This is a genomic window from Mucilaginibacter sp. P4_C11, assembly GCF_056402115.1.
In genome coordinates this window covers 159,383-180,903 of the sequence record NZ_JBFUIA010000002.1, presented here as the reverse complement: position 1 = coordinate 180,903, position 21,521 = coordinate 159,383, and the positions used below count along the sequence as shown (strand labels likewise).

15 protein-coding genes are annotated in these 21,521 nt (G+C 43.1%); 4 read left to right on the top strand and 11 right to left on the bottom strand.

Annotated elements, in window-relative coordinates; translation table 11 throughout:
• Position 1: 1 nt before the first annotated feature.
• The 3 genes from AC1DU2_RS02675 to AC1DU2_RS02665 all read right to left on the bottom strand — a co-directional run bounded on the left by AC1DU2_RS02675 (position 2) and on the right by AC1DU2_RS02665 (position 2,430).
• Complete coding sequence (locus AC1DU2_RS02675) at positions 2-880, bottom strand: diguanylate cyclase (RefSeq protein WP_477382645.1); 879 nt, start codon at positions 878-880, stop codon at positions 2-4.
• A 302-nt stretch (positions 881-1,182) separates the two neighbouring features.
• Complete coding sequence (locus tag AC1DU2_RS02670) at positions 1,183-1,743, bottom strand: helix-turn-helix domain-containing protein (RefSeq protein WP_477366188.1); 561 nt, start codon at positions 1,741-1,743, stop codon at positions 1,183-1,185.
• 273 nt (positions 1,744-2,016) lie between these two features.
• Positions 2,017-2,430 carry a hypothetical protein gene (locus tag AC1DU2_RS02665; protein ID WP_477366185.1) on the bottom strand — a complete coding sequence of 138 codons (414 nt, stop codon included), beginning with the start codon at positions 2,428-2,430 and terminating at the stop codon, positions 2,017-2,019.
• Positions 2,431-2,929: 499 nt separating this feature from the next.
• Between AC1DU2_RS02665 and AC1DU2_RS02660 the strand changes: the two genes are divergently transcribed.
• Positions 2,930-5,722 carry a bifunctional fucokinase/fucose-1-phosphate guanylyltransferase gene (locus AC1DU2_RS02660; RefSeq protein WP_477382644.1) on the top strand — a complete coding sequence of 931 codons (2,793 nt, stop codon included), beginning with the start codon at positions 2,930-2,932 and terminating at the stop codon, positions 5,720-5,722.
• Positions 5,723-5,810: 88 nt separating this feature from the next.
• Here AC1DU2_RS02660 and AC1DU2_RS02655 read toward each other — a convergent pair whose 3' ends face one another.
• A complete protein-coding gene (locus AC1DU2_RS02655; protein ID WP_477382643.1) occupies positions 5,811-7,673 on the bottom strand; it encodes a chloride channel protein in 1,863 nt (620 codons plus the stop codon).
• 167 nt (positions 7,674-7,840) lie between these two features.
• Here AC1DU2_RS02655 and AC1DU2_RS02650 point away from each other — a divergent pair, with 167 nt between their 5' ends.
• Complete coding sequence (locus AC1DU2_RS02650) at positions 7,841-8,074, top strand: hypothetical protein (RefSeq protein ID WP_477366176.1); 234 nt, start codon at positions 7,841-7,843, stop codon at positions 8,072-8,074.
• Positions 8,075-8,166: 92 nt separating this feature from the next.
• On the top strand, positions 8,167-8,826 hold the full coding sequence (locus AC1DU2_RS02645; protein WP_477382642.1) for a Crp/Fnr family transcriptional regulator: 660 nt from the start codon (positions 8,167-8,169) through the stop codon (positions 8,824-8,826).
• Here AC1DU2_RS02645 and AC1DU2_RS02640 read toward each other — a convergent pair.
• The 6 genes from AC1DU2_RS02640 to AC1DU2_RS02615 all read right to left on the bottom strand — a co-directional run bounded on the left by AC1DU2_RS02640 (position 8,823) and on the right by AC1DU2_RS02615 (position 15,717).
• A complete protein-coding gene (locus tag AC1DU2_RS02640) occupies positions 8,823-9,404 on the bottom strand; it encodes an HPP family protein (RefSeq protein WP_477382641.1) in 582 nt (193 codons plus the stop codon). The genes AC1DU2_RS02645 and AC1DU2_RS02640 overlap by 4 nt on opposite strands.
• Positions 9,405-9,971: 567 nt before the next feature.
• On the bottom strand, positions 9,972-11,537 hold the full coding sequence (locus AC1DU2_RS02635; protein ID WP_477382639.1) for a M56 family metallopeptidase: 1,566 nt from the start codon (positions 11,535-11,537) through the stop codon (positions 9,972-9,974).
• The gene (locus AC1DU2_RS02630; RefSeq protein ID WP_477366161.1) at positions 11,534-11,905 is read right to left on the bottom strand and encodes a BlaI/MecI/CopY family transcriptional regulator; all 372 of its coding nucleotides are present in this window, start codon (positions 11,903-11,905) and stop codon (positions 11,534-11,536) included. The genes AC1DU2_RS02635 and AC1DU2_RS02630 overlap by 4 nt, the downstream gene beginning before the upstream one ends.
• Before the next feature lie 138 nt (positions 11,906-12,043).
• Positions 12,044-12,826, bottom strand: coding sequence for a class I SAM-dependent methyltransferase (locus tag AC1DU2_RS02625; protein ID WP_477382637.1), 783 nt, complete (start codon positions 12,824-12,826; stop codon positions 12,044-12,046).
• A gap of 48 nt (positions 12,827-12,874) precedes the next feature.
• Complete coding sequence (locus AC1DU2_RS02620) at positions 12,875-14,863, bottom strand: glycoside hydrolase family 97 protein (RefSeq protein ID WP_477382636.1); 1,989 nt, start codon at positions 14,861-14,863, stop codon at positions 12,875-12,877.
• 131 nt (positions 14,864-14,994) lie between these two features.
• Positions 14,995-15,717 (bottom strand): hypothetical protein, encoded by a 723-nt coding sequence (locus AC1DU2_RS02615; protein ID WP_477382635.1) that lies wholly within the window; start codon positions 15,715-15,717, stop codon positions 14,995-14,997.
• Positions 15,718-16,267: 550 nt separating this feature from the next.
• Here AC1DU2_RS02615 and AC1DU2_RS02610 point away from each other — a divergent pair.
• Positions 16,268-19,171 (top strand): DEAD/DEAH box helicase, encoded by a 2,904-nt coding sequence (locus AC1DU2_RS02610; protein WP_477382634.1) that lies wholly within the window; start codon positions 16,268-16,270, stop codon positions 19,169-19,171.
• Between the two features lie 176 nt (positions 19,172-19,347).
• On the opposite strand, the gene AC1DU2_RS02605 is transcribed toward AC1DU2_RS02610, so the two are convergent.
• Complete coding sequence (locus AC1DU2_RS02605) at positions 19,348-21,498, bottom strand: carboxy terminal-processing peptidase (RefSeq protein ID WP_477382633.1); 2,151 nt, start codon at positions 21,496-21,498, stop codon at positions 19,348-19,350.
• Positions 21,499-21,521 lie beyond the last annotated feature (23 nt).

Below are 21,521 nucleotides of genomic sequence, written 5' to 3'. Positions count from 1 at the left end.
ATCATTCAACCCCGTTGCTTTTTCCCTTCTTTTCCAGCTCACTCACAAAAATGGTTAGCTCTTTTGTAAAATCATCAAGGGCGATTGCTGAAACCTCCATATAGCCAACCATTTTTTTCAATGTAGCGGGCGAACGCAAAAACTGGTTAAGAATTCGGGAGATACCCAAAATATTGGCAACCGGCTGGCGTACTTTATGATGGGTCATAAACATCATTTTTTCTAACCCAAGGATATACTCTTTCAAAAACTCTTCGGCCTTTTTAATTTTGTTATAGGCTATTTCCAGTTCCTCGGCGCGGTTTTGCTTCTCTTCGTTTTGAAATTTAAGCTCGCTATTGGCTATGATCAATTCAGCAGCCCGGCTTTCCTTTTCAGAATTTTGAAAAGCCAGTTCAATATTGGCAATGTTTAACTCATCGGCCCGCTTTTGCTTTTCCAGGTTCTGAAATTTCAGTTCATCATTGGCTATAATCAATTCAGCTGCCCGATTCTCCTTTTCAGAATTTTGGAAAGCCAGTTCAACGTTGGCAACGTTTAACTCATCTGCCCGTTTTTGTTTCTCCTGGTTCTGAAATTTGAGCTCGTTATTGGCTATCACCAATTCAGCAGCCCTTTGCTCTTTCTCGGAGTTTTGGTAGGCCAGCTCCTTATTGGCGACAATCAACTCGTTTGCACGTTTTTCTTTTTCGGCGTTTTGATAGGCTAACTCGTTATTTGCTATAGCAAGTTCGGCCGCGCGTTTCTCTTTTTCAGAATTTTGATAGGCCAATTCGTTGTTTGCCGCCAGTAATTCACCGGCGCGTTTCTCTTTCTCGGTATTTTGGTATACCAGTTCTTTGTTGGCGATGATAAGCTCATCGGTTGTCCCTCTATACATATAGCGGCTAATAAATGAATGATTATTTTAATTATCGCTTAGGCGATTAAAAATGTAGTTATTGTCACCCCGTAAACATGACAACAAAGGTCTGGGTTTTAAATATGCGATAAATGCGTTACCTGGGTAACGGCCAATAAATCGATTGCAAAACGATTTATTAGCGTGAAAATACCATTATTAATATTAAAAACGGCTACTTTTAAACTAATATTAAATAAGCAGGATGTTTTTCTTGAGCAAGCTCTTCTTTTAGTTTGCCCACCAAGCTTTCTATTTATTATAGTTATGTTTTATAATATTTACAGGTCCTCAATATTTTTACGTTTGTTACCCTGCAGGTTTTTAAATGCCGATGGTGTCATCCCGGTAACCTGTTTAAACTGGCTTGATAAATACGCCACGCTGCTATAGCCCAATTGGAAAGCAATTTGCGAAAGGCTAAGCTCGTTATAAACCAACAGCTCTTTAACTTTTTCTATCCTTTGGTTGATGTAATATTTTTCGATCGTTGAACCCTCTACTTCCGAAAAAAGGTTGCTAAGGTATCCATAGTCGTAATTAAGCTTATCTGTTAGTATAGCCGAAAGTTTTAAAGGTGCCGGCGTATCAGTATAATGCACATGCTCAATGATGATGGTTTTAATTTGTTCAATCAGGCGGCTTTTCTGATCGTCAATTAATTCAAACCCCAGTTTGTTTAACGACGATGTCAGTTTCATTTGCTGCTGATTTGTAGGCGGGTTCTTAATTTCTACTTCACCAAGTTCAACACCAAGTACCAGCAAGCCCGCCTTTTCAAGCTCACTTCTTACAACCATTTTGCACCTGCTGCACACCATATTTTTTATATATAGCTTCATGGCGATAAAATTACTGTATTTAAAGATATCAGGACCGGCTTTTAACCAGCGAAATGAAGGCATAAAAAAAGCCTCTTTGCTCTCGCAGCTCAGAGGCCTTTACCTAAACCTTATCACAATAGGGCGTGCGCCCCGATTTGCACTGCTAACATACAACAACCGCCACTAAATAAATACAAGCATCGATGAACAGCCCAAATCTATCGACGGATACTGCTAACGGTCCTTTTATTGCTGTTATTTATGCGGTAATCCAAGCCAGGGCCTACTTTATTAAGTTAATATTTTATCGGTAATGTTGTTGGTTGTTAATAGCAAGTATGCCGGTTTCTTGTGCTTACCAACAATAGGAATAATATCCAGTTGCCACCAGCTTTCAACCATTATGTTTGGGTTGGCCGATGGGATATTATAATTGAAAGGTGGTGTTACAATAGTTTCATTGTTTACCACCGCGCGTGTAAGTGTATCAAGCAAAAATTTATCTCCGTCGCTACCTGCCCGTTTAGGATCAAAGGCCTCCCAAAGGTACCAACCAACTATATTCCTATAATGGGTATACGTTGCTTTCATATAGGCATCGTTATAGGTTAATATGGTAAAGTTTGGCGCATCTGCTTTCAATATTATCCGGGGCGTATCCGTAAAAAACAAAGCCTTGAACAGCGGGTCGGTTAAAAAACTCATCGATAATAAAACACGTTGGATTAAATCACTATGATGGCTCTTTTTTCAAAAACGTTAAAAAAAAGCGCCACTGCTTAGCTTGTACGCAATAACTTGCTCATAGGTTTAGTGTAGCTGCCGTTTTGGTTAAAAGGAGACTATTGTAGTTGGTTAGGAACTCTAATTGCTTTTTTTTTAAAAGGCGTTGAACAATGCAGCCATTAAACCATATAGTTAACAAAAATGCCCAGGCAATATTTGGCACTACCTATCCAACGGGCAAGGGCTGTCTGTTTATTTTAAGGACTTTACCTATCGCAAAGCAGCCCAAGTCCATTTTTCAAGCCGTTGAGGCAAAGTTTTCAGTCTTAAAAACAAACACTTATAGCTGCATCGCCCAACTATATTGAAGCAATAAATAATGAATAATATGCTCAAATAGTTGAATCCATTTAAGCTATTAGTTACGATTTTTACTGATTAGGTGTATCTTCATACATCCCGACTTCAACCAGCATAAATGAGAAAACTGATAAGCATTCCTCCGGCCTTTAAACCATTTGGCGACCACCATTTTGCCAAAGAAAACTATTACTTCAGCTCGGATCCTAAAGAGGGCAAAGTTGGCTCGGGTGGCGGAACCGTTAATTTATTATACGAAGCCAGCAAAGAGGAGAAGGCCGAAGGCCCGATTGGTAATTGGTTGCGTAAAGAGAAGCGGCTGATTATCCATGCGGGGGGCCAAAGCCGGCGTTTGCCGGCATATGCCGCCGTAGGCAAAGTGTTTACCCCCATGCCCATTTTTCGCTGGAAAAGAGGACAGCGCATTGGCCAAACGCTGATTGACCTGCAGTTGCCGCTGTATGAAGAAATATTGAACAAAGCGCCCAAAAACCTTAATCACCTGGTAGCAAGCGGTGATGTGCTTATTCGCGCAGGGGGTATATTGCCCGAAATTCCGGATGCAGATATTGTTTGCTTTGGCCTGTGGGAACGGCCCGAGAAAGCATCTAATTTTGGTGTTTTTTTTGCGCACAAAAGCTCGCCTAAAGAACTGGCCTTTGCGTTGCAAAAACCCACGGCTCAAAAATTGCAGGAGTTGCAACCTAACTACCTGTTTTTTATCGATATCGGCGTTTGGCTGTTTAGTCCTAAGGCCATGGAGCTGATGTTTGAGCGCAGCGGGTGGAATAAAGATAGTAACTCGTTTGCCGGCGGCATTCCTTCGTTTTATGATATGTACACAGAGTTTGGGCAGGCCCTGGGCCAAAATCCAACCCTGAAAGACGATGCCATCAACCAGCTAAAAGTGGCGATTGTGCCGCTCCCTAAAGGAGAATTTTATCATTTTGGCACCAGCGCCGAACTGATAGAATCGACCGATAAACTGCAAAACCTGGTGAAAAACCAGGAAGAGATATGGCATAATAAAATAAAACCCAGTGCCGACCTGTTTACTCAAAACGCGATCACCAGGATTGACTTTACAGGCACAAACAATTCTATTTGGATTGAGAATAGTGATATTGCCCATACCTGGAAATTGAGTAGTAAGCATATCATTACAGGAGCACCTGTAAATGATTGGACGCTTAACCTGCCCGAAGAAACCTGTCTTGATTTTATACCCGTTGGTAATAGCGATGAATGGTGTGTAAGGGTTTATGGCTTTTACAACCCCCAGTTACCCATACGGCGAATAAATGCCAATAAAGGCTATGCCGCTGGCGACTGGTTTAATGAGCCGGTTTACCCGGTATTTGATGCCGCAGACTTGAACAGTGAAGTTATTCAAAGCCTGATTGATAACCCATTTAATTACCAGGAAAAGGGAAAACGGTTAATTGCGGCAGCTGATGTTGCAGACGAAGTTAACCTTTGCCGCCAGTACGCCCAGCGTGAAATTTTTTTAGAAAGTAACCTGCAAAGCATGGCTGCTAACTGGAAACAATCTGTTTTTTACCAGCTTGATTTGAAAAACGCTGCCGGGATATTTAAAAATGCAAAATTAACGTTACCGCCTGCTTTACCCGATGACGCGCCCCTGTTAACGCGCCTGCATGACCAGATGTTCAGGAGTGAGGTGTTGGGTTCAAACAATCCATCGGCTGCTGCTTATGAGGCAAAAGCATTTGGATTGCTTGCCGAAACTATTGTTGATACAGCTAAAACCGAACTTGCATCACCCAAGCTGGATGTAATGTCCGACCAGATAGTTTGGGGCCGCAGCCCCATCAGGCTCGACCTAGCCGGCGGTTGGACAGACACCCCGCCAAACTGCCTCATAAACGGAGGTAAGGTACTTAACCTGGCCGTCGAGCTTAACGGCCAGCCACCACTGCAGGTATTCATAAAACCATCTGCCGGGTATGTTATCACGTTGCGGTCTATCGATTTGGGTGTGCGGGAGGATATAACCACTTACGAGCAATTGAATGATTATAATAATTCCGTAGGTTCGGCATTTTGTATTCCCAAAGCGGCGCTTTGCCTGGCGGGTTTTGTTCCGGAATTTTCGGCAAACAGGTATGGTTCGCTGGTAGAGCAATTGAAAGACTTTGGTATGGGTATTGAGGTAACTTTGCTGGCTGCTATTCCTAAGGGATCGGGCTTAGGCACAAGCTCCATCCTGGCAAGTACTGTATTGGGTACCCTGAGCGATTTTTGCGATTTGAAATGGGATAAATATGCCATCTGCTCGCGAACCTTGGTCCTGGAGCAAATGTTAACAACCGGCGGTGGCTGGCAGGATCAGTATGGTGGTGTTTTTGGTGGTATTAAGCTGTTGGAAAGTAACCCTGGTATTTTTCAAAAGCCGACTGTGCGCTGGGCTCCTGAATTTATATTTACCGATGCTTCTGCAGCATCTGTGTTGTTATATTATACCGGAATTACCCGGGTAGCTAAAAATATCCTGGCCGAAATTGTAAAGGGAATGTTCCTTAACGGCAATGGCTATTTAAGCATCCTTGAAGAAATGAACCACCACGCCCTTAAAACTTACGAGGCTTTCCAATACGGTAACCTGCAGCAAGTAGCCGAGGCTACGGGCATTAGCTGGGAGCTTAACCAGCGTTTGGATGGCGGTACCAACACACCCGAAACTCAGGCTATTATTGATCGCATCAGCGATTTGATAATTAGCTGTAAATTACTGGGCGCAGGTGGCGGTGGTTATATGCTGATATTTGCAAAGGATGTGGCTGCAGCTGCAAAGGTGCGTAGCGCTCTTAGTACCAACCCGCTCAATAACAGGGCGAGGTTTGTTGATTGGTCTATTTCACGGGATGGATTTAAAACATCCAGGAGTTAATGTAAGGTTAGCAGGAGCAAATATCACGCCCCTGCAACCTTTAAATATTGCTAATCCTTTATTTTTCTTTGAGTTAATTGTGAGATGCTCATGCATTGCTATCCTTATTTATCAGCCTACGCCCTTTACTCATTATTTTTAAGCGTTGCCGTTTTAACGATATGGATAATGATGTTTTGTCGGCCTCGTTATTATGCAACCCGTAAGCGGCTATAATTTCTTTGTAGGATAGGCTGCCAATAATATTGTTTTCTGCCGAAGCAACTGGTACCAGTTCGGCGTTATGTTTTGCCATCAATTCGGTAGCCAGGCGTAACGATGTATTACCAGTAACCATTAACGCCGATGGGCGAACGATATCTCCGAGTTTTTGCAGCTGGCCGTTGTTATACAGATCGCCCAGTTTACACGTGCCCATATAATCTCCTTTTTTATCTACCACTATAAAATCGTGTGCGGTTGAGTTGTGGGCAAGTAGCCAGGCTTTTACTTCGTTAACCGGGTTGTCGGCACTTAAAATAATAGCCTCTTTGTTCATAACGTCAAGTACAGATAGTTTACCCAATACGTCGGGTTCAAATGATACGGGAGTGGCTACCCCTCTGCGGGCAATTTTTTCGGTCATGATAGTATTCTCCATTAAAAAGAACGATACCAGGTACGATGCGGTGCAGGCGCCAAGTAAAGGCAATAAAGCGTTTGATTGCATGGTAGATTCAAGCGCGAAGGTAATACTGGTTAAATAGGCCCTTGAAGCCCCCGCAAACATAGATGACATACCCAGCAACGCCGCCATAGGTATGGTTATGCCCGAATTTGGAAAAAGCATTAAAATAACCGCACCGATGATAGCCCCCGCCGCGCCGCCAATAGTTAACAAAGGCGCAAGGGTACCGCCGGAAGTGCCGCTGCCCAATGCAATAGCCCACGACAGAAATTTAAAAAAACATAACCGCAAAATAAGCAGCAAAGGAATGGTGCCCGATAAAATACTGATGATATTATCATATCCTACACCCAAAGTGTGCGGCGCAAAATAACCAATTACCCCAACCGCAAGGCCACCTAAAGCGGGCCACCACATCCAGTGAATGGGGAGTTTATCAAACCAATCTTCAATCAGATATACAATTTTGGTTATTCCTAATGACAGAAAACCAACAAGTAAACCGATGCCACTGTAAATGGCTAATGCCTCGTTAGTTGGCACCGCCAAATTGGGCATAGGAAAAACCGGCCCCGATTCAAACAACAGGTGATGGCCCGCCGCTCCCGTAATACAGGCAAGCGCCACCGGCAAAATAGATTTTGGCGAAAACTCAAACAGAAGCAATTCGATAGCCAACAACACAGCAGCAATGGGGGTGCCAAATATGGCCGACATACCCGCTGTAGCGCCCGCTGCAAGAATAACCTTGCGCTCATTGGCGGTAATTTTTAATAACTGGCCCAGGGTTGATCCTAAGGCTCCGCCGGTTGCAATTATTGGCCCCTCGGCACCAAAGGGCCCCCCGGTACCAATAGCAATTGCCGACGATATGGGCTTTAAAAACGTAATGGAGGGCTTTATTTTGCTTTGATTGGTTAGTATTTGCTCCATGGCTTCGGGGATACCATGTCCCCTGATGGCTTTTGAACCATATAAGGCCATTAGCCCAACAATTACTCCGCCAATGGCCGGCACAACAATAACCCATGTACCCAAATGATTGGCCGCGGGGCTATGGAAATGTACATCCAGCATGCCGTAAAAAGATATGTTGGTTACAATATTAATGAGGTATATAAGCCCCTTGGCTATAATGCTGATGGCTATTGCCACCACAACAGATAGTGCCGATACATATAATAACCTGTTTTTTATACTTCGGGATAAAGTTAATTTATCCTGGTGATTATTGATGGCGTTTAAGGAAGGCGATATGGGAATGCCTGTTTCTTTTTGTTTCATGATGAATATTACACGATCCCGCACTTATAAAACGCGGGCCTATTTTATTGCAAAAGTAATATAAAATAGACTTTTTGAAAAATATTTCACAATAAAATATTGCACATGCAATATTTTATTGCAAGTTTTGCCATCGAAATTATTTAAAACATTGCAAGGATAGTAACATGAAAAAATTCAGTTATGCATTAATGGCGATAGGGGTTATCATCATTATTATTGGTTTTTTAACTTTTACCCATTTAAAAACAGTTAACGCGGTTGATTCACACAACTGGACAATTTATATTAATGGCGCAAAATCATTCCCCTGGCCGGTATTTGGGGGTTCGGTAATTGCCATACTGGGAATTATTTTTAACATGGCTACCTGGGAGCAGCCAAAAGGCCGGTACTTTTAATAATTTCGCAAAGGCGATTGCCAATAATAAAACAGTATTCATACATGGCAAAAAGTAAAAGTGTTTGTGATTTAAAGAGTTGCTTTTTGTGCATGCACTGCTTAACAGACTGGATTCCGGTTATTGATGCGCAGCGGAAAAATTATGCTGTAAAAAAGGGGGAAACAATATTTAAGGAAGGCGACCCGGTTACAGGAATTTATTTTGTTTACGAAGGCAAAATAAAAGTGCATAAAAAATGGGATGCCGAAAAAGAACTGATATTGCGTTTTGCGCAAAAAGGCGATATTGTTGGTCACCTGGGGCTTGGCGATACGGGTTATTATCCGGTATCGGCTACGGCTATTGAGGCCGGCGTAATCTGTTATATCAGCATGGATTTCCTGGAATCGACCCTGAATATTAACAATAACTTTGTAATTAAGCTTATGCGCTTTTTTGCCAACGAGCTGCAGGAGTCTGAAAAGCGAATGCGCAACCTGGCGCATATGCCTGTTAAGGGGCGGGTTGCCCAGGCGCTTATTTCCCTTAAAAATAAGTTTGGTATAAATGCCGGTGGATTTATCGATATCGACCTGAGCAGGCAGGATTTGGCCGCATTTACCGGTGCTGCATACGAATCACTTTTTCGTACTATAAATGACCTGGTTGAAGATAACATCATCGAAATAGCAGGGAAAAGCATACTTATTAAAGCCGAGGATTTATTGCGCAAGTTAACAGATGAAGCTGGTGCACAGCCGGCTGCTTAGCGCTGGTACCTGCGCCATACCATAAACCATTTTTTATTGTTGGGATATTTGCGATGGCCGCTTACGTTGTTTACCAGCAAAGCCACCAACAACAATACTGTTGCGCCGGATAGTACCGGGCTTAATACATATAAATACCCCAATGCCTGTATTTTGGCCGACCCGATATTGGCAATGAGTGCTGTGGCGCCGCCCGGCGGATGCAGCGTTTTGGTAATTTGCATTAATACAATGGCAATTGATACAGCCAGGGCCGATGATAGCCAAACCTCGTGCGGGATAAGCTTATGCATAGTTACCCCAACAATAGCGCAGATTACGTGGCCGCCAATTAAGTTTCGGGGCTGGGCAAGGGGGCTGTTTACGATGCCATAAATTAATACCGATGAGGCGCCGAAAGAGCCGATAAGGAATAAATTATCCGAAGGGCTAAAGTACCTGTTGCTAAAAAACCCGATTAAACCTATACCCAGGAACGAGCCTATAAACGTCCAGAAATGTTCTTTATAATCAACCAGCGTTTCTTTATAAACAATATAACGGGCGGTGCGAACGTGGCGATGTATCCTTCTGATCATAATAATTGGTGGGGGCAAAAATAGGCACTTTAATCATGATTATAAACAATTGGGAACTGATAGTAATGGTTGATTTTGTAGAGGCGCATCACATGCGTCTCCCACATGCAAATCGAAACCGGTATAGTGGGAAACGCATGTGCAAGAATCCAGGCTACAGCAATGTGGTTACTGTCCCGGCCCTGGCTGATGGTTGCTTATAATGACGCGTTGTAAGTTATTGATTGTTAGTATAAAATATCCGTAATCGCGAGTAACTACCAGCTCAGCTGGAAAAAACAGAGATGACATGGGGGCAAATGGAGTTGCTGTAGAGACGCATAATTGCGTCTCCCGCAGGATATTCAGAATTTGCGAGACCGATTTGCATGTGTGATTTGCATGGGGGAGACGCAATTATGCGTCTCTACATTAAAAAAAATACACTCGATGATCAACATGATTATAACATTGGCTAACTAAATCTTGTCTTGCCGGGATTCCTAATTTTAAGTCTACATTAAACCTATATCATATTTGCAGGAAACGAAAAGACCCCGGATTCTTTCAATCCGGGGCCCTTTGTTATTAAAGCATCATTAATCCTGTTTGCTTTGCACCAAAAGGTGTTCGGCAATACATGCGCGCTATTTTTGTTTTTGCCAGCGTTTCTTTGCGGTAGTTAGCGTAATAATCAACTGTCATCAAATCAACCTGGTATTTATAGGTTTTATCTTTGGCAGCGCCTGCATACAGTTTGCTGACAAATACCTGCGCAAAATCGGCCGACGTGTATTTTTCAAGTTCGGCGTTAGCCCCTCTTTTTCCGTTAATCCAGATACCATAGGTGCGTGCATCTGTAAAAACGCTCAGTTGCTTTGCCGTCGGGAAGGCCCGTGGCAGTATAAGCCCGTTGCCCATCATAAAACCAACCATTTGTTGTGCCTGCTGTTCTTTGCTCATCTGGCCATATATTTCTTTAAGCCGGGCTTTATCCTCATCCGAAACTTTCATGATCTTTCCATCCGCCGAGATCATGTTTTTACCGTGGCTACTTAAGGCTGCCGAAAAATAAGGCTCATATTTATCAGCGATGTTTTTATACTCGGCCAATAACTCGGGCGATACACCATTTACAGTATGCTTATAATTGAGCTCGGCAAAAATAAAGTCGCGTTGTACTTTGCCCGGCGGGCTATTTTTCGGCGCTGGTTTGGGTTGAAGCTGGTCGGCTTTTCCTTTAGCTGCCGGCAATGCAAATTTTGGTTGCTGCGCTTCGGTTTTGGTGGTGAATAACAAAAATGCCGCAATGGCGAAGGGCATAACGGCCAGCCGGCTTAGCCAGGCGTTAACGGTGGTTGTGGTTTTAGTCATCATGATCAATCTTTTTTTGGTAATAGCGTAGTTGAATTGGCTGGTTATGCCTAAGCCGTTAAGGCCTGATAAACTGTGAATAAGCAGGTTTTGATAGTTGGCAGTATCGTAGTGCGTATTTAATACCGCGGCATCGGCCAAAAATTCGTGGTTTAGCTTAATGTACCTGCGGTATATTAAGATGAAGGGGTTAAACCAGCAAATGGCTTGTACAAGCTCGGTAAATATGATATCAAAGGAGTGTAACTGGCGGGCGTGTGCAAGTTCATGATATAAAACGCCACCGTCAATTTGTCCGTTTTGATAGTCGTCGCGGTTTAAAAACATGTACTTTAAAAAGGTATGCGGCGTTTGTTTTTGGTCGATTAGCACCAGTTTTGCATTTTCATATGGGGCGCTATAGTTTTTATCTATAGTTTGTTTGATGCTATATAGATTTTTAACAAACCGCAATAAAAGCAAGCCGGTAATTAAAATATAAATGCAGGGCAACAAGTAAAACAGATAGTTGATGCGTTCAGGACTTGCTGTTGTAGCCGCCGGTATTAATGTTGAGGGAGTTGCCGGCGCATCCAGTATTTCTGCCTTAAAATAAGGTTGTTCAACAATCGTTGCAGCACGTTGCTGTATGCAGATTAACGGTACCGAAAGCGAAAATACAATGCCGAACAAAAGGTAAAACCTGTTGAAAGTATACATTGCTTTATTTTTAAGCAATACAACATAAGCAAGCAGCAACAAGGCGCTGCAAAGCGTAAAGTTTAGCAGGTAGGTTGTCATGGTTTTTTTTTGTTTAATTGTTGGTCTATAATCTTCTTGAGGTCTTGTAATTCGGCATCGGTAAGGTGGGTTTCGGTTGCGAAAAACGAAGCAAACTGAATGGCCGAATTGCCAAAAAAGTTTTTGATAAGCCCGTTAACATGGGTTGCAAAGTAATCGGACTTTTTTACCAGCGCGTAATACTGCCGGGAGTTCCCCATCAGGTTATAGGCTACAAAACCTTTATCCTGCATGCGTTTCAATAAAGTGGCAATAGTAGTTACTGCGGGTTTGGGCTCCGGGTAACTATCTATCAGGTCTTTCAGGAAAACTTCCTGGCCTGCCCAAATCAGTTCCATTAATTGCTCTTCGGTATTGGTTAGCTTCATGTTCTACGACATTAGAATTTACTCTACAATTGTAGAGTAAATAAATCGTAAATGCAAACGACTTTCGAAATTATTTCTACAATTGTAGAGCGATTGTAGAAATAGGTTTTTAGATATAAGTATGCGGGCAGTAAGGTTTTAGTTCGCCGTTATAATAATCCTGAATTTATTATGATAAACTACGTGCCCATTGGCTTTAATGTAAGGCTGTATAGCGGTCGATATGGTTTCATAAACCTTGTCAAAGCCGCTGTGATCTACGGCCCTCGCTACAGGGCCTGCTGCAATTAACCCCTTTAGCGCGACCTCGGTGGTGGGGTAATCCCATATCGAATCGATATCTGAACTTTCCAGGATTTTAAAGCCAACGGTCTGCAGGGTGTTTTCTAACAGCTGATTTTCGGACAATGCAAATGGCCCGGGTGCGCCGGGTGGCGGTGGTGGCATTAACGAACCTACAGCTTTTAGGTAACTGGCGGCTTCGCAATCCTCTTTATTGCCCCATATCATGGCAATAAGCATGCCGCCGGGTTTTAAAACACGCTTAGCTTCGGTAAGCGCGTTTTTTACATTGGCTGCGTATTGAAACGAGTTGAAGCCGCAAACTATATCGAAGCTATCATTGGCAAATGGGAGTTCTTCCATTTCGCCGGTTAAAAAGGTGACAGCCCTGTTTCGTTCCCTGGCTAATGCGATGAGCGGTTCGCTGGCATCGATGCCGGTTACCTTCGCCCCGGCGTGATAGGCCAGATCGCTAAACAAGCCCGAGCCGCAGCCTACATCCAACATCGAATAGCGGTTATTTACTTTAAGATAATCTAATACATATAGATAGCCGGCATTGCCCGTTTGCTCCTGGATGTTGGCCCAATCTTTTGGGCGCTTACCCCATAATTGCCCCTGGATACCTTTTGAACCCATAGTTATTTGTAAATGAGTGCCTAAGCTATAAAAATAACGAAATTATACTTAATTCACCTTCTCAAATCTTGCAGCCCAGCCACCGCCAGGTGCAAGTTTTACAGATAGCTTGTCTTTCGCGGTAACGTTAATAACGGTGCGTTTATAATCGGTAGCGTCCTTATCGGCATTTACGCCATCCTCAAATACAATAGCCTTATAATTGCCATCGCCCAAAAATGCTAAATCGATATTTAAATCCCTCGCATCCCAGTTGCTCATGGCGCCGGCATACCAGGTGGTGCCTTTGCGGCGTGCAATGGCTACATATTCGCCCACTTTACCATCAAGGGCAACGGTTTCGTTAAAGGTGGTAGGCACCGCAGCTATAAAATCGGTACTTTCCTGCTCTTTGGTATAAATGGTAGGGTTATCGGCCATCATTTGCAGCGGGGCCTCAAATATGGTATACATGGCCAGTTGATGACAGCGAGTTCCCTGACTCATCGGGTTGCCGTTTACAGGGCGAAAGTTTGCTTTTGTGGCATTGCGCATAGCCCCGGGGGTATAATCCATCGGGCCGGATAGCATGCGGATGAACGGAATACTTACATCATAACCAGGATGGTTGGTTACACCCCATTTTACATTCTCCAGCCCTTTCACCCCCTCAAAATTCACAATATTGGGGAAAGTGCGCTGAATGCCGCCGGGCTTGTACATGCCATGGTAATCAACAATCAGGTGATGGTTGGCAGCCTTTTGGGCTATGTCATATAGCGATGCAACCATTTTCTGATCGTCGCGGTCAATAAAATCTATTTTGAAACCTTTTACACCCATTTTGGCGAATTTGTCAAAAGCTAAATCGGTTTGGCGGGTAAGTGCATACCAGCTGGTCCACAAAATGAGGCCCACGTTTTTTTGTTTAGCATAATCAAGCAGTTCCTGCAGGTTAATCTCGGGCGAAATCTGGGTAAGGTCCACAATGCTCGACCAGCCCTCATCCAGCACCACATATTCTATTTTATTAGCCGATGCAAAATCGATATAGTATTTATAGGTTGGGTTATTGATGCCTGCCTTAAAATCAACGTGGCTGATGTTCCAGTCGTTCCACCAATCCCAGGCTACCTTGCCGGGTTTTATCCACGATAGGTCGGTTAGCCTTGATGGTTCGGCAAGCTTTTGCACCATGTCGCTATTGGCCAGCTGCTTGTCTTCGGTGCTGATAATCACCACGCGCCATGGGAAACTGCGGGTACCGGTGGTTTTGGCAATATAATTGGCCCGGCCATTCACCACGTAGTTCATGTTGGCATAACCGCCGGTTTGCTCCACTGTAGGATATTTGGCAAATGCTCCTTTCAGGTTTTTGCTGCCGCTACCATCGCCGGTTAAATACATACCCGGGTAATTGTTTAGGTCGGCCTCTAAAATGGCTGCCTTTTTCGGAGCGCCAACATCAACCAATACGGGCAAAAAAGCCAGGGTGTCTTTTTTTACGGCAGAGATGTTGATGTTATCGTAAAGTGCTTCAAAAGAGGTTGTCCATTTATCCTTGTTCCTGAAATCGTTCACAAAAGGCAGATAAGCTTTATTATCGTCCTTAAAATTGAAGTTGGCTTCCTCGTCAACAACGGTAATTTCACCCTTTTTTTGCGTGGTGAAGCGGTAGGCCACTCCATCGTCATAGGCACGGAATACAACCGCGTAATCGCCTTTAAAGTTGATGATAACCTGGTTGTATTGGTCATGAACCCTGTCTTTTTTATAAATAGGGGTATTAAACCAGGTATCTGCGGATGATGTTTTGGCCGATTTTACAACCGCGTTTTTGCCTAACACCTCGCCGCCAGCCAATGTCATGGATACAGTTGACGGGGTGATAATCGCTGTCCCTTCATGCTTTGCTTCCCAACTGATTGTGGCACCGGTAGCAATAGCTAAATCGATTTCGCCATTCGGCGATTTTATATGGTAGTTTTTTGCCGATTGGGCAAGGAGTGTGGCAACAGGAAGGCATAGGCAAAGCAGGAGTAAAAGTTTAGTCTTCATCACAAGGGTGTTATGGTTAAAAATGGCGGTTTATGCAATCCGAAACTAAGTATAAATATACTTACGGCATAATGCATTCCCTACAAATTGTAATGAGAAAAAAACAGCGAGAGTTAGTTGGGTTAATGAAGCTACTCGTCGCCCAGGTCGTACTCTTTGTTAATCAGGCTGATCAATAGTTTAGCATGTTGCAGCTGTTGTTCCAGCATATTGTTGTAGCCCAATACCACTCCTTTTAACAAAGCCGCCTTATTGGCCAGTGGTAAAGCGTTTGATGCAAATAAAGGGCTTACATTAGGGCCGGGTGTTTTCCCGTTTTCCACAATATAGCGTACGTCCATTGTTTCACTAAGCTTATCAATACATTCTTTGCTGTAATCGCTATACCCCTTTTTTTGCCCGTCTATTTGAGTGATGTTAGATTCGTAGTTCATGATGCTATCGGTAATAGCATGGTTTTGTATCAGCCTTAATGAGCCGGAATATTTAAGCTGGGTAAGTGTGCCGGTTGAAAATGGCATAACCGAACTTACCAGCATCGCCCAACTTAATTTATGCAGATGTATAATTTCGGGTTTGGAAATATTTGGAGTACTTAAAATGTTAATAACACTATCTAACCCCTTTACCTTCTTGTTGTTTAGGTCAATAATAATCTGTAAATCTTTGGTATCCGATTTAAGATCTCTTACCATGCTGTGCATATATTCCTTGGCATGGCTATGTTCATTGATATGTTCCAGTTCATATTCGGCAACTGAGCCGGCAAAGACAGCCAGGAACAACATGAAAAATTCAAATAGGTAATGCTTTAGCTTACTTCTGTCGGTGTGGGTGTGGTGGTGTACTTCCATTGTAAAATGATGCCCTAAAATAATAAAAATGTTGTTGCGGAATATTAAACAGGATACTTTTCTTGCGCAAAGACGCAAAGAAAAATAAGCAGGTCACTTCGCCACTTAGCATCTTTGTCTTTTGCTAGAAATGATGCCCTCCTGGGATGGTTGCAATGAAAAAGGGTCAACAAAACGAACAGATATTTAGATGCCTTAATTGCGAAAACATCATTTTTATGTTAACCATGCCAAAGTCGCAAACAGCTGATTATTAAATGCTTAATAGGTTTTAATTTCGAAATATGTTAAGTTATGTTAACCATGTTTTGGCGTTTGACCAACACAATCGGCCCTGAGATTCGTGAAATTGAATTAAATTGTAATGCTGCCGGCAAAATATTAGGGCCTAAGTTTTTACCGCCACGCAGGCTGTTAACAAGGGCACAGCCTCGGCCTCCAAATTCGCTTTCTGAATTAAAAAACAAAAAATCCTTTCAATTCCCCCAAATTCTGATTACGTTTGAATTTTTTGTTGATGTAGCTTCTATTAATTTTTTATCAAAAGTTAATGCTACGAGTAGACAGTACAAAACCCTGCCAGATTATTTATGCCATTGCAAAGCATGATTACCTTGGCTATGTAATTGAGCCACACATCGTTCAGCTTAACCCCAACGGCGAATTTTCATTAACCCACCAGCGCTTATTTTCCAATACGGCAAAGGAGTTTATTCATTGTATTGACGAGGTTGATATTAAGCTTATCAAGATTTTGGAGGAGATGGAACAGGGCAATGTGATTAAACGCTTTTATAAAAAGCCTATTCGGCCGTTTGAGTTTTTTGCCAAGATATTTAACGAAACATTATTTGATACCATTCGCCCCAAGCTGGAGAAACGCATGGCCGAAGCACTGAACCTGCTGACGCAAACCGGCAAAAAGGTTTACCAGATGAGTAAGGAGGGCTATCCCGGCGAACGGAAGCTGCAGATAGCAACTGAGCCGGCCAGCGTGCTGTTCCATTTCAGGCGAAATGAGGAGGAGATACGGTATTTCCCGACGATTAAATACCAGGGAATGCGCATCGAATTCATGTTTAAAAATGCCGAGATCATTTGTAACCACCCGGCCTGGATGCTGCTGGACGACACCCTGTATTATTTTGATAAAGAGATAGAGGGTAAAAAACTGGTGCCGTTCCTGAATAAGCGCTATATCGCAATTCCCAGGTCGTCAGAGCAGTCCTACTTTGAAAAGTTTGTTGCGCCGCTGATTGAGAAGCACAATGTATATGCCGAAGGATTCACGATAAATACCGAAAAATACGATGCGCAGCCGGTTATAAAACCTATTTATGTAGAGGGGGGCACATCGCAGCTGCAATTGTATTTTAAATATGCGGGCTATATTTTCCCTTACGGCGATGGGCGTACGGTATCGGTAAGGATGGAGAAAAATGGCGACGATTACCTGTTCCACCGCATTAAACGCTCGGGTACCTGGGAAAAAGGCAAGATGGCGCAGTTGGAACAATTGGGCCTTAAAACCGTATCCAGTTTGTTTCAAAACCTGGAGGTTGATAATAAGCATGATGAGGATGCCGATCATTCTTTCTCGGTATTTGAATGGCTTAATCAGCATCATAACCAGTTAACAGAGCAGGGTTTTGAAATAGAGCAACCTGAAGGACAAAAGCGGTACGTTTTTGGAAACAGCAAAATAGACCTTGAAGTATCTGAAAACAACGATTGGTTTGATATTAACGCCATTGTTTGGTTTGGGCCATACCGTATTCCCTTTATCCAGCTAAAAAACCATATCCTTAACCATAAAAAGGAATTTGTTTTGCCATCGGGCGAGATTGCTGTTATCCCCGAAAAATGGTTTTCGCAATATGGCAACCTGCTTCATTTCACCGAGGGCGGCAATGATTTACGACTGCGCCGCCATCATATAGGCCTGGTTAATGACCTGGCCGAAGGTGAAATGGCCAACGTTACCATGACCCGTAAGCTACAGAAGCTAACCAATTTTGAAGAGCTGGAGGAAATTGAGATGCCGGTAAATTTTGATGGTAACCTGCGCCCTTATCAAAAAGCGGGTTATAACTGGTTTCACTTTTTAAAACAATATCATTTTGGCGGCTGCCTTGCCGATGACATGGGGCTTGGTAAAACCATACAAACATTGGCCTTGCTGCAAAAACATAAAGAGTTTACCGAAGCGGAAGGCAGCAAAAGCACATCGCTGGTTATTATGCCAACATCGTTGATATACAATTGGCTTAACGAGGCAAAAAAATTTACACCGCAGTTGAGGCTGATGGTTCATACCGGCACATTGCGATATCGGTCGGCAGATGTGTTTGCTAACTATGACGTGGTTATTACCACCTATGGCATCAGCCGGATAGATATCGAGATGTTTAAGGAGTACTTTTTTGATTATGTGATACTTGATGAAAGCCAGAACATCAAAAATCCATCGTCAAAATCATTCCAGGCAGTTAAGCAGCTCAAGTCGCGCTTTAAGCTGATATTGAGCGGTACCCCGGTTGAAAATTCGGTTAATGACTTATGGACGCAGATGTCGTTTATAAACCCCGGCCTGTTAGGTAACCAGCAGTTTTTTCAGAACGAGTTTGTAACGCCCATAGAAAAGAAAAAGGACGAGGATAAGGCCCGTAAGCTACAGGCGCTCATTAAACCTTTTGTACTGCGCCGTACCAAAGAGCAGGTAGCTACAGAACTGCCACCAAAAACAGAGACGTTGCTTTACTGCGAGATGAGCGAGGAGCAGGCATCGGTATATGAAAAAATAAAATCAGAATACCGCAACGAATTGCTCAAAAGCCTGGAGGATGGCACCTTTGCCAAAACCCAGATACAGGTTTTGCAGGGGCTTATTAAGCTGAGACAGATAGCCAACCATCCCATCATGATTGATAAGGATTACGAGGGCGATAGCGGGAAATTTGAAAACGTTGTACACACCCTGGCCAGCGTTTTGGATGGCGGGCACAAGGTGTTGATATTCTCGCAGTTTGTGAAGCAGCTTGCCATTTACCGCGAGCACCTGGAGCGCGAGGGGATATCATATGTGTACCTTGACGGCAGCACCCAAAACCGGGGCGATGTGGTTAAACAATTCCAAGAGGATAAGAAAACCAGGGTATTCCTGATATCGATAAAAGCCGGAGGCGTAGGCCTTAACCTTACCGAGGCCGACTACGTATTTATCCTTGACCCTTGGTGGAACCCCGCGGTTGAACAACAAGCCATTGACCGCACCCACCGTATTGGGCAAACCAAAAATGTGTTCATCTACAAATTCATCACCAAAGATTCTGTTGAAGAGAAGATACTTGCCTTGCAGCAGCGCAAATTAAGCCTGAGCCGGGCTTTAATTACCACCGAGGAGAGTTTTATCAAATCGCTTACTGCAGATGATATAAAGGAGATATTGGGGTAGGAACCCCAGATGTGCAGGTGTGCAGATTTCAAATGTGCAGATGGAAGATTTTGAATGTGTATATCTCAGATTATTTGATCTGGATAAAGCATAAAAAAAATGGCCTCTCAATTGTTGAAAGGCCATTCTCTTTTTCATCATCTGCACATTTGCATATCTAAAATTTGCACATCTGACTAAGGTTTCACACTCGTAAACTTCGATCCTAAGCTGATGTAATCAGTCATGATCTGGCCTACCTCGCGTTTTACAAAGTCAAGATCTTCATTTTTAGGCCGTTTGTCGCCTTTTTTAAGTGCGGGAAGGCCTAATGCCACACGGCGCAGGTTGTTGCGTTCAAGCGCTTTTTGCTCGTCGGCATCGCGTTGTTTCTTCAAATCAGCTTCGTTTAAGGTTACGCTACCTTCAGTATCATGTTTCTTAAAGTCGGCAATATCTTCCAGCATATATTTGTAGCTGTCGCTGGTAGCCATGCGTTGGTCGTGCATTTTTTTAAGCTGAGGCAATACCGCGGTAAAATCGCCGGCTTTTGTAAAATCGCTTTTCTCAATCACATCAAAAGGCATCGCCGATGGCTCGGTATCCTCGCCATATTTATCCAAAGGAATTAACGATGGGAACTGGATATCCGGCATAACTCCTTTATGTTGGGTTGAATTGCCACTGATACGGTAAAACTTAGCTATAGTTAAATTTAACTGTCCGTAAGTGCTCTGGCTGCCGGTTGAAACCTTCATGGTGCCTTTTTTTGCACCAGGGGTAACTGTATTGGCTAACTGATTAATCTTATCGCGGATTGGCGAGCCCAAAATCCTATCAAGGTCGATTGCGTTTTGTACCGAACCTTTACCATAGGTTTGAGTGCCAAGAATTAGCCCGCGGCCATAATCCTGTATAGCACCAGAGAAAATTTCAGATGCCGAAGCGCTAAAACGATCAACAAGTACACCCAGCGGACCTGAATAAGTAACCGATGGATCTTCATCTTTCTCTACATCTACCTGGTCTTTAGTATCCCGAACTTGTACTACCGGGCCTGATTTGATGAATAAGCCCGTAAGTTCGATAGCTTCCATTAATGAGCCCCCACCGTTTTCGCGTAAGTCAATCACTACACCATCAACATTTTCCTGTTTCAGGCTATCCAGCAATAATTTAACGTCGTGGGTGGTACTTTTATAGTTGGGGTTGCCCGCCTTGTAATCATTATAATCGATGTAAAATGCAGGGATAGATATCACCCCTATTTTAACTGCTTTGCCATTACTGTTATAGGTACGAATCTCCTTTTTGGCCGATTGATCCTTTAAAATAATTTTTTCGCGCACCATTTCTACAGTTTTTGGTTTGCTGCCCGCACCAGCTCCAGCCGGTAAAATCTCAAGCCTTACCGTTGTGCCTTTTGTGCCGCGAATAAGGGCGATAGCATTTTCAACCCTCCAGCCAACTACGTTCTGGAACTCGCCTTCTTTGCCTTGCRCAACACCAACAATGCGATCGTCGATAGATATTTGCTTACTTTTATCAGCAGGGCCACCCGGTACCACCGATTTGATAGTTACGTATTCATTTTCAACTAACAGGGAAGCACCTATACCTTCTAACTGACGAGACATTTCGATATTGAAATTAGCCGCGTTTGAGGGGTTAAAGTAATTGGTGTGCGGATCGATAGCCTCGGTAAAGGCATCCATAAAATATTGAAAAACATCCTGGTTAGATAGCTTATTGGCTTGCGACAATAAGTTTTCGTAACGTTTTTTAAGTGTTTCTTTATTTTTAGCCATATCCGGGCTGGCTATTTTTAGGTTCAGCAGGTCGTATTTAACGCGCTGTCCCCACATATCATCCATTTCGGCTTGATTGGCAGGCCATGGCAGTTTATCACGATCGTAAACAAATGATTCTTTTTTATCAAAATCAAAGCTTTTATTTAACCGGGCCAACGAGTAATTTACATGCTCAATGTACCTTTTTTGAAACACATTGAAAATATAAAAAGCATCATTAAGGTTACCTGCTTTAATGTCATCATCAAGCACTGTTTTGTATTTTTCAAAGTCTTTAACATCTGACGCTAAAAAATAGCTGTGGTTTTCGTCTAATGATTTGATGTACCGGTTGTATATAATTGTCGATATAGAATCATTCAACTCAACCTTTTTATAATTGTAATTGGTAATCAGTTCGGCAATCTTTTTGCACACAATAACCTGTTGCTCATCTGGCTGCAAATCCGAGGCTGCAACTTTAATTGGTTTTGATGGCGATGCCTTACATGCAAGTGCAGCGGCCAGTAATACTAATAAATATACTTTCTTAAACATATTTTTTACTGTAGTTAAATCGG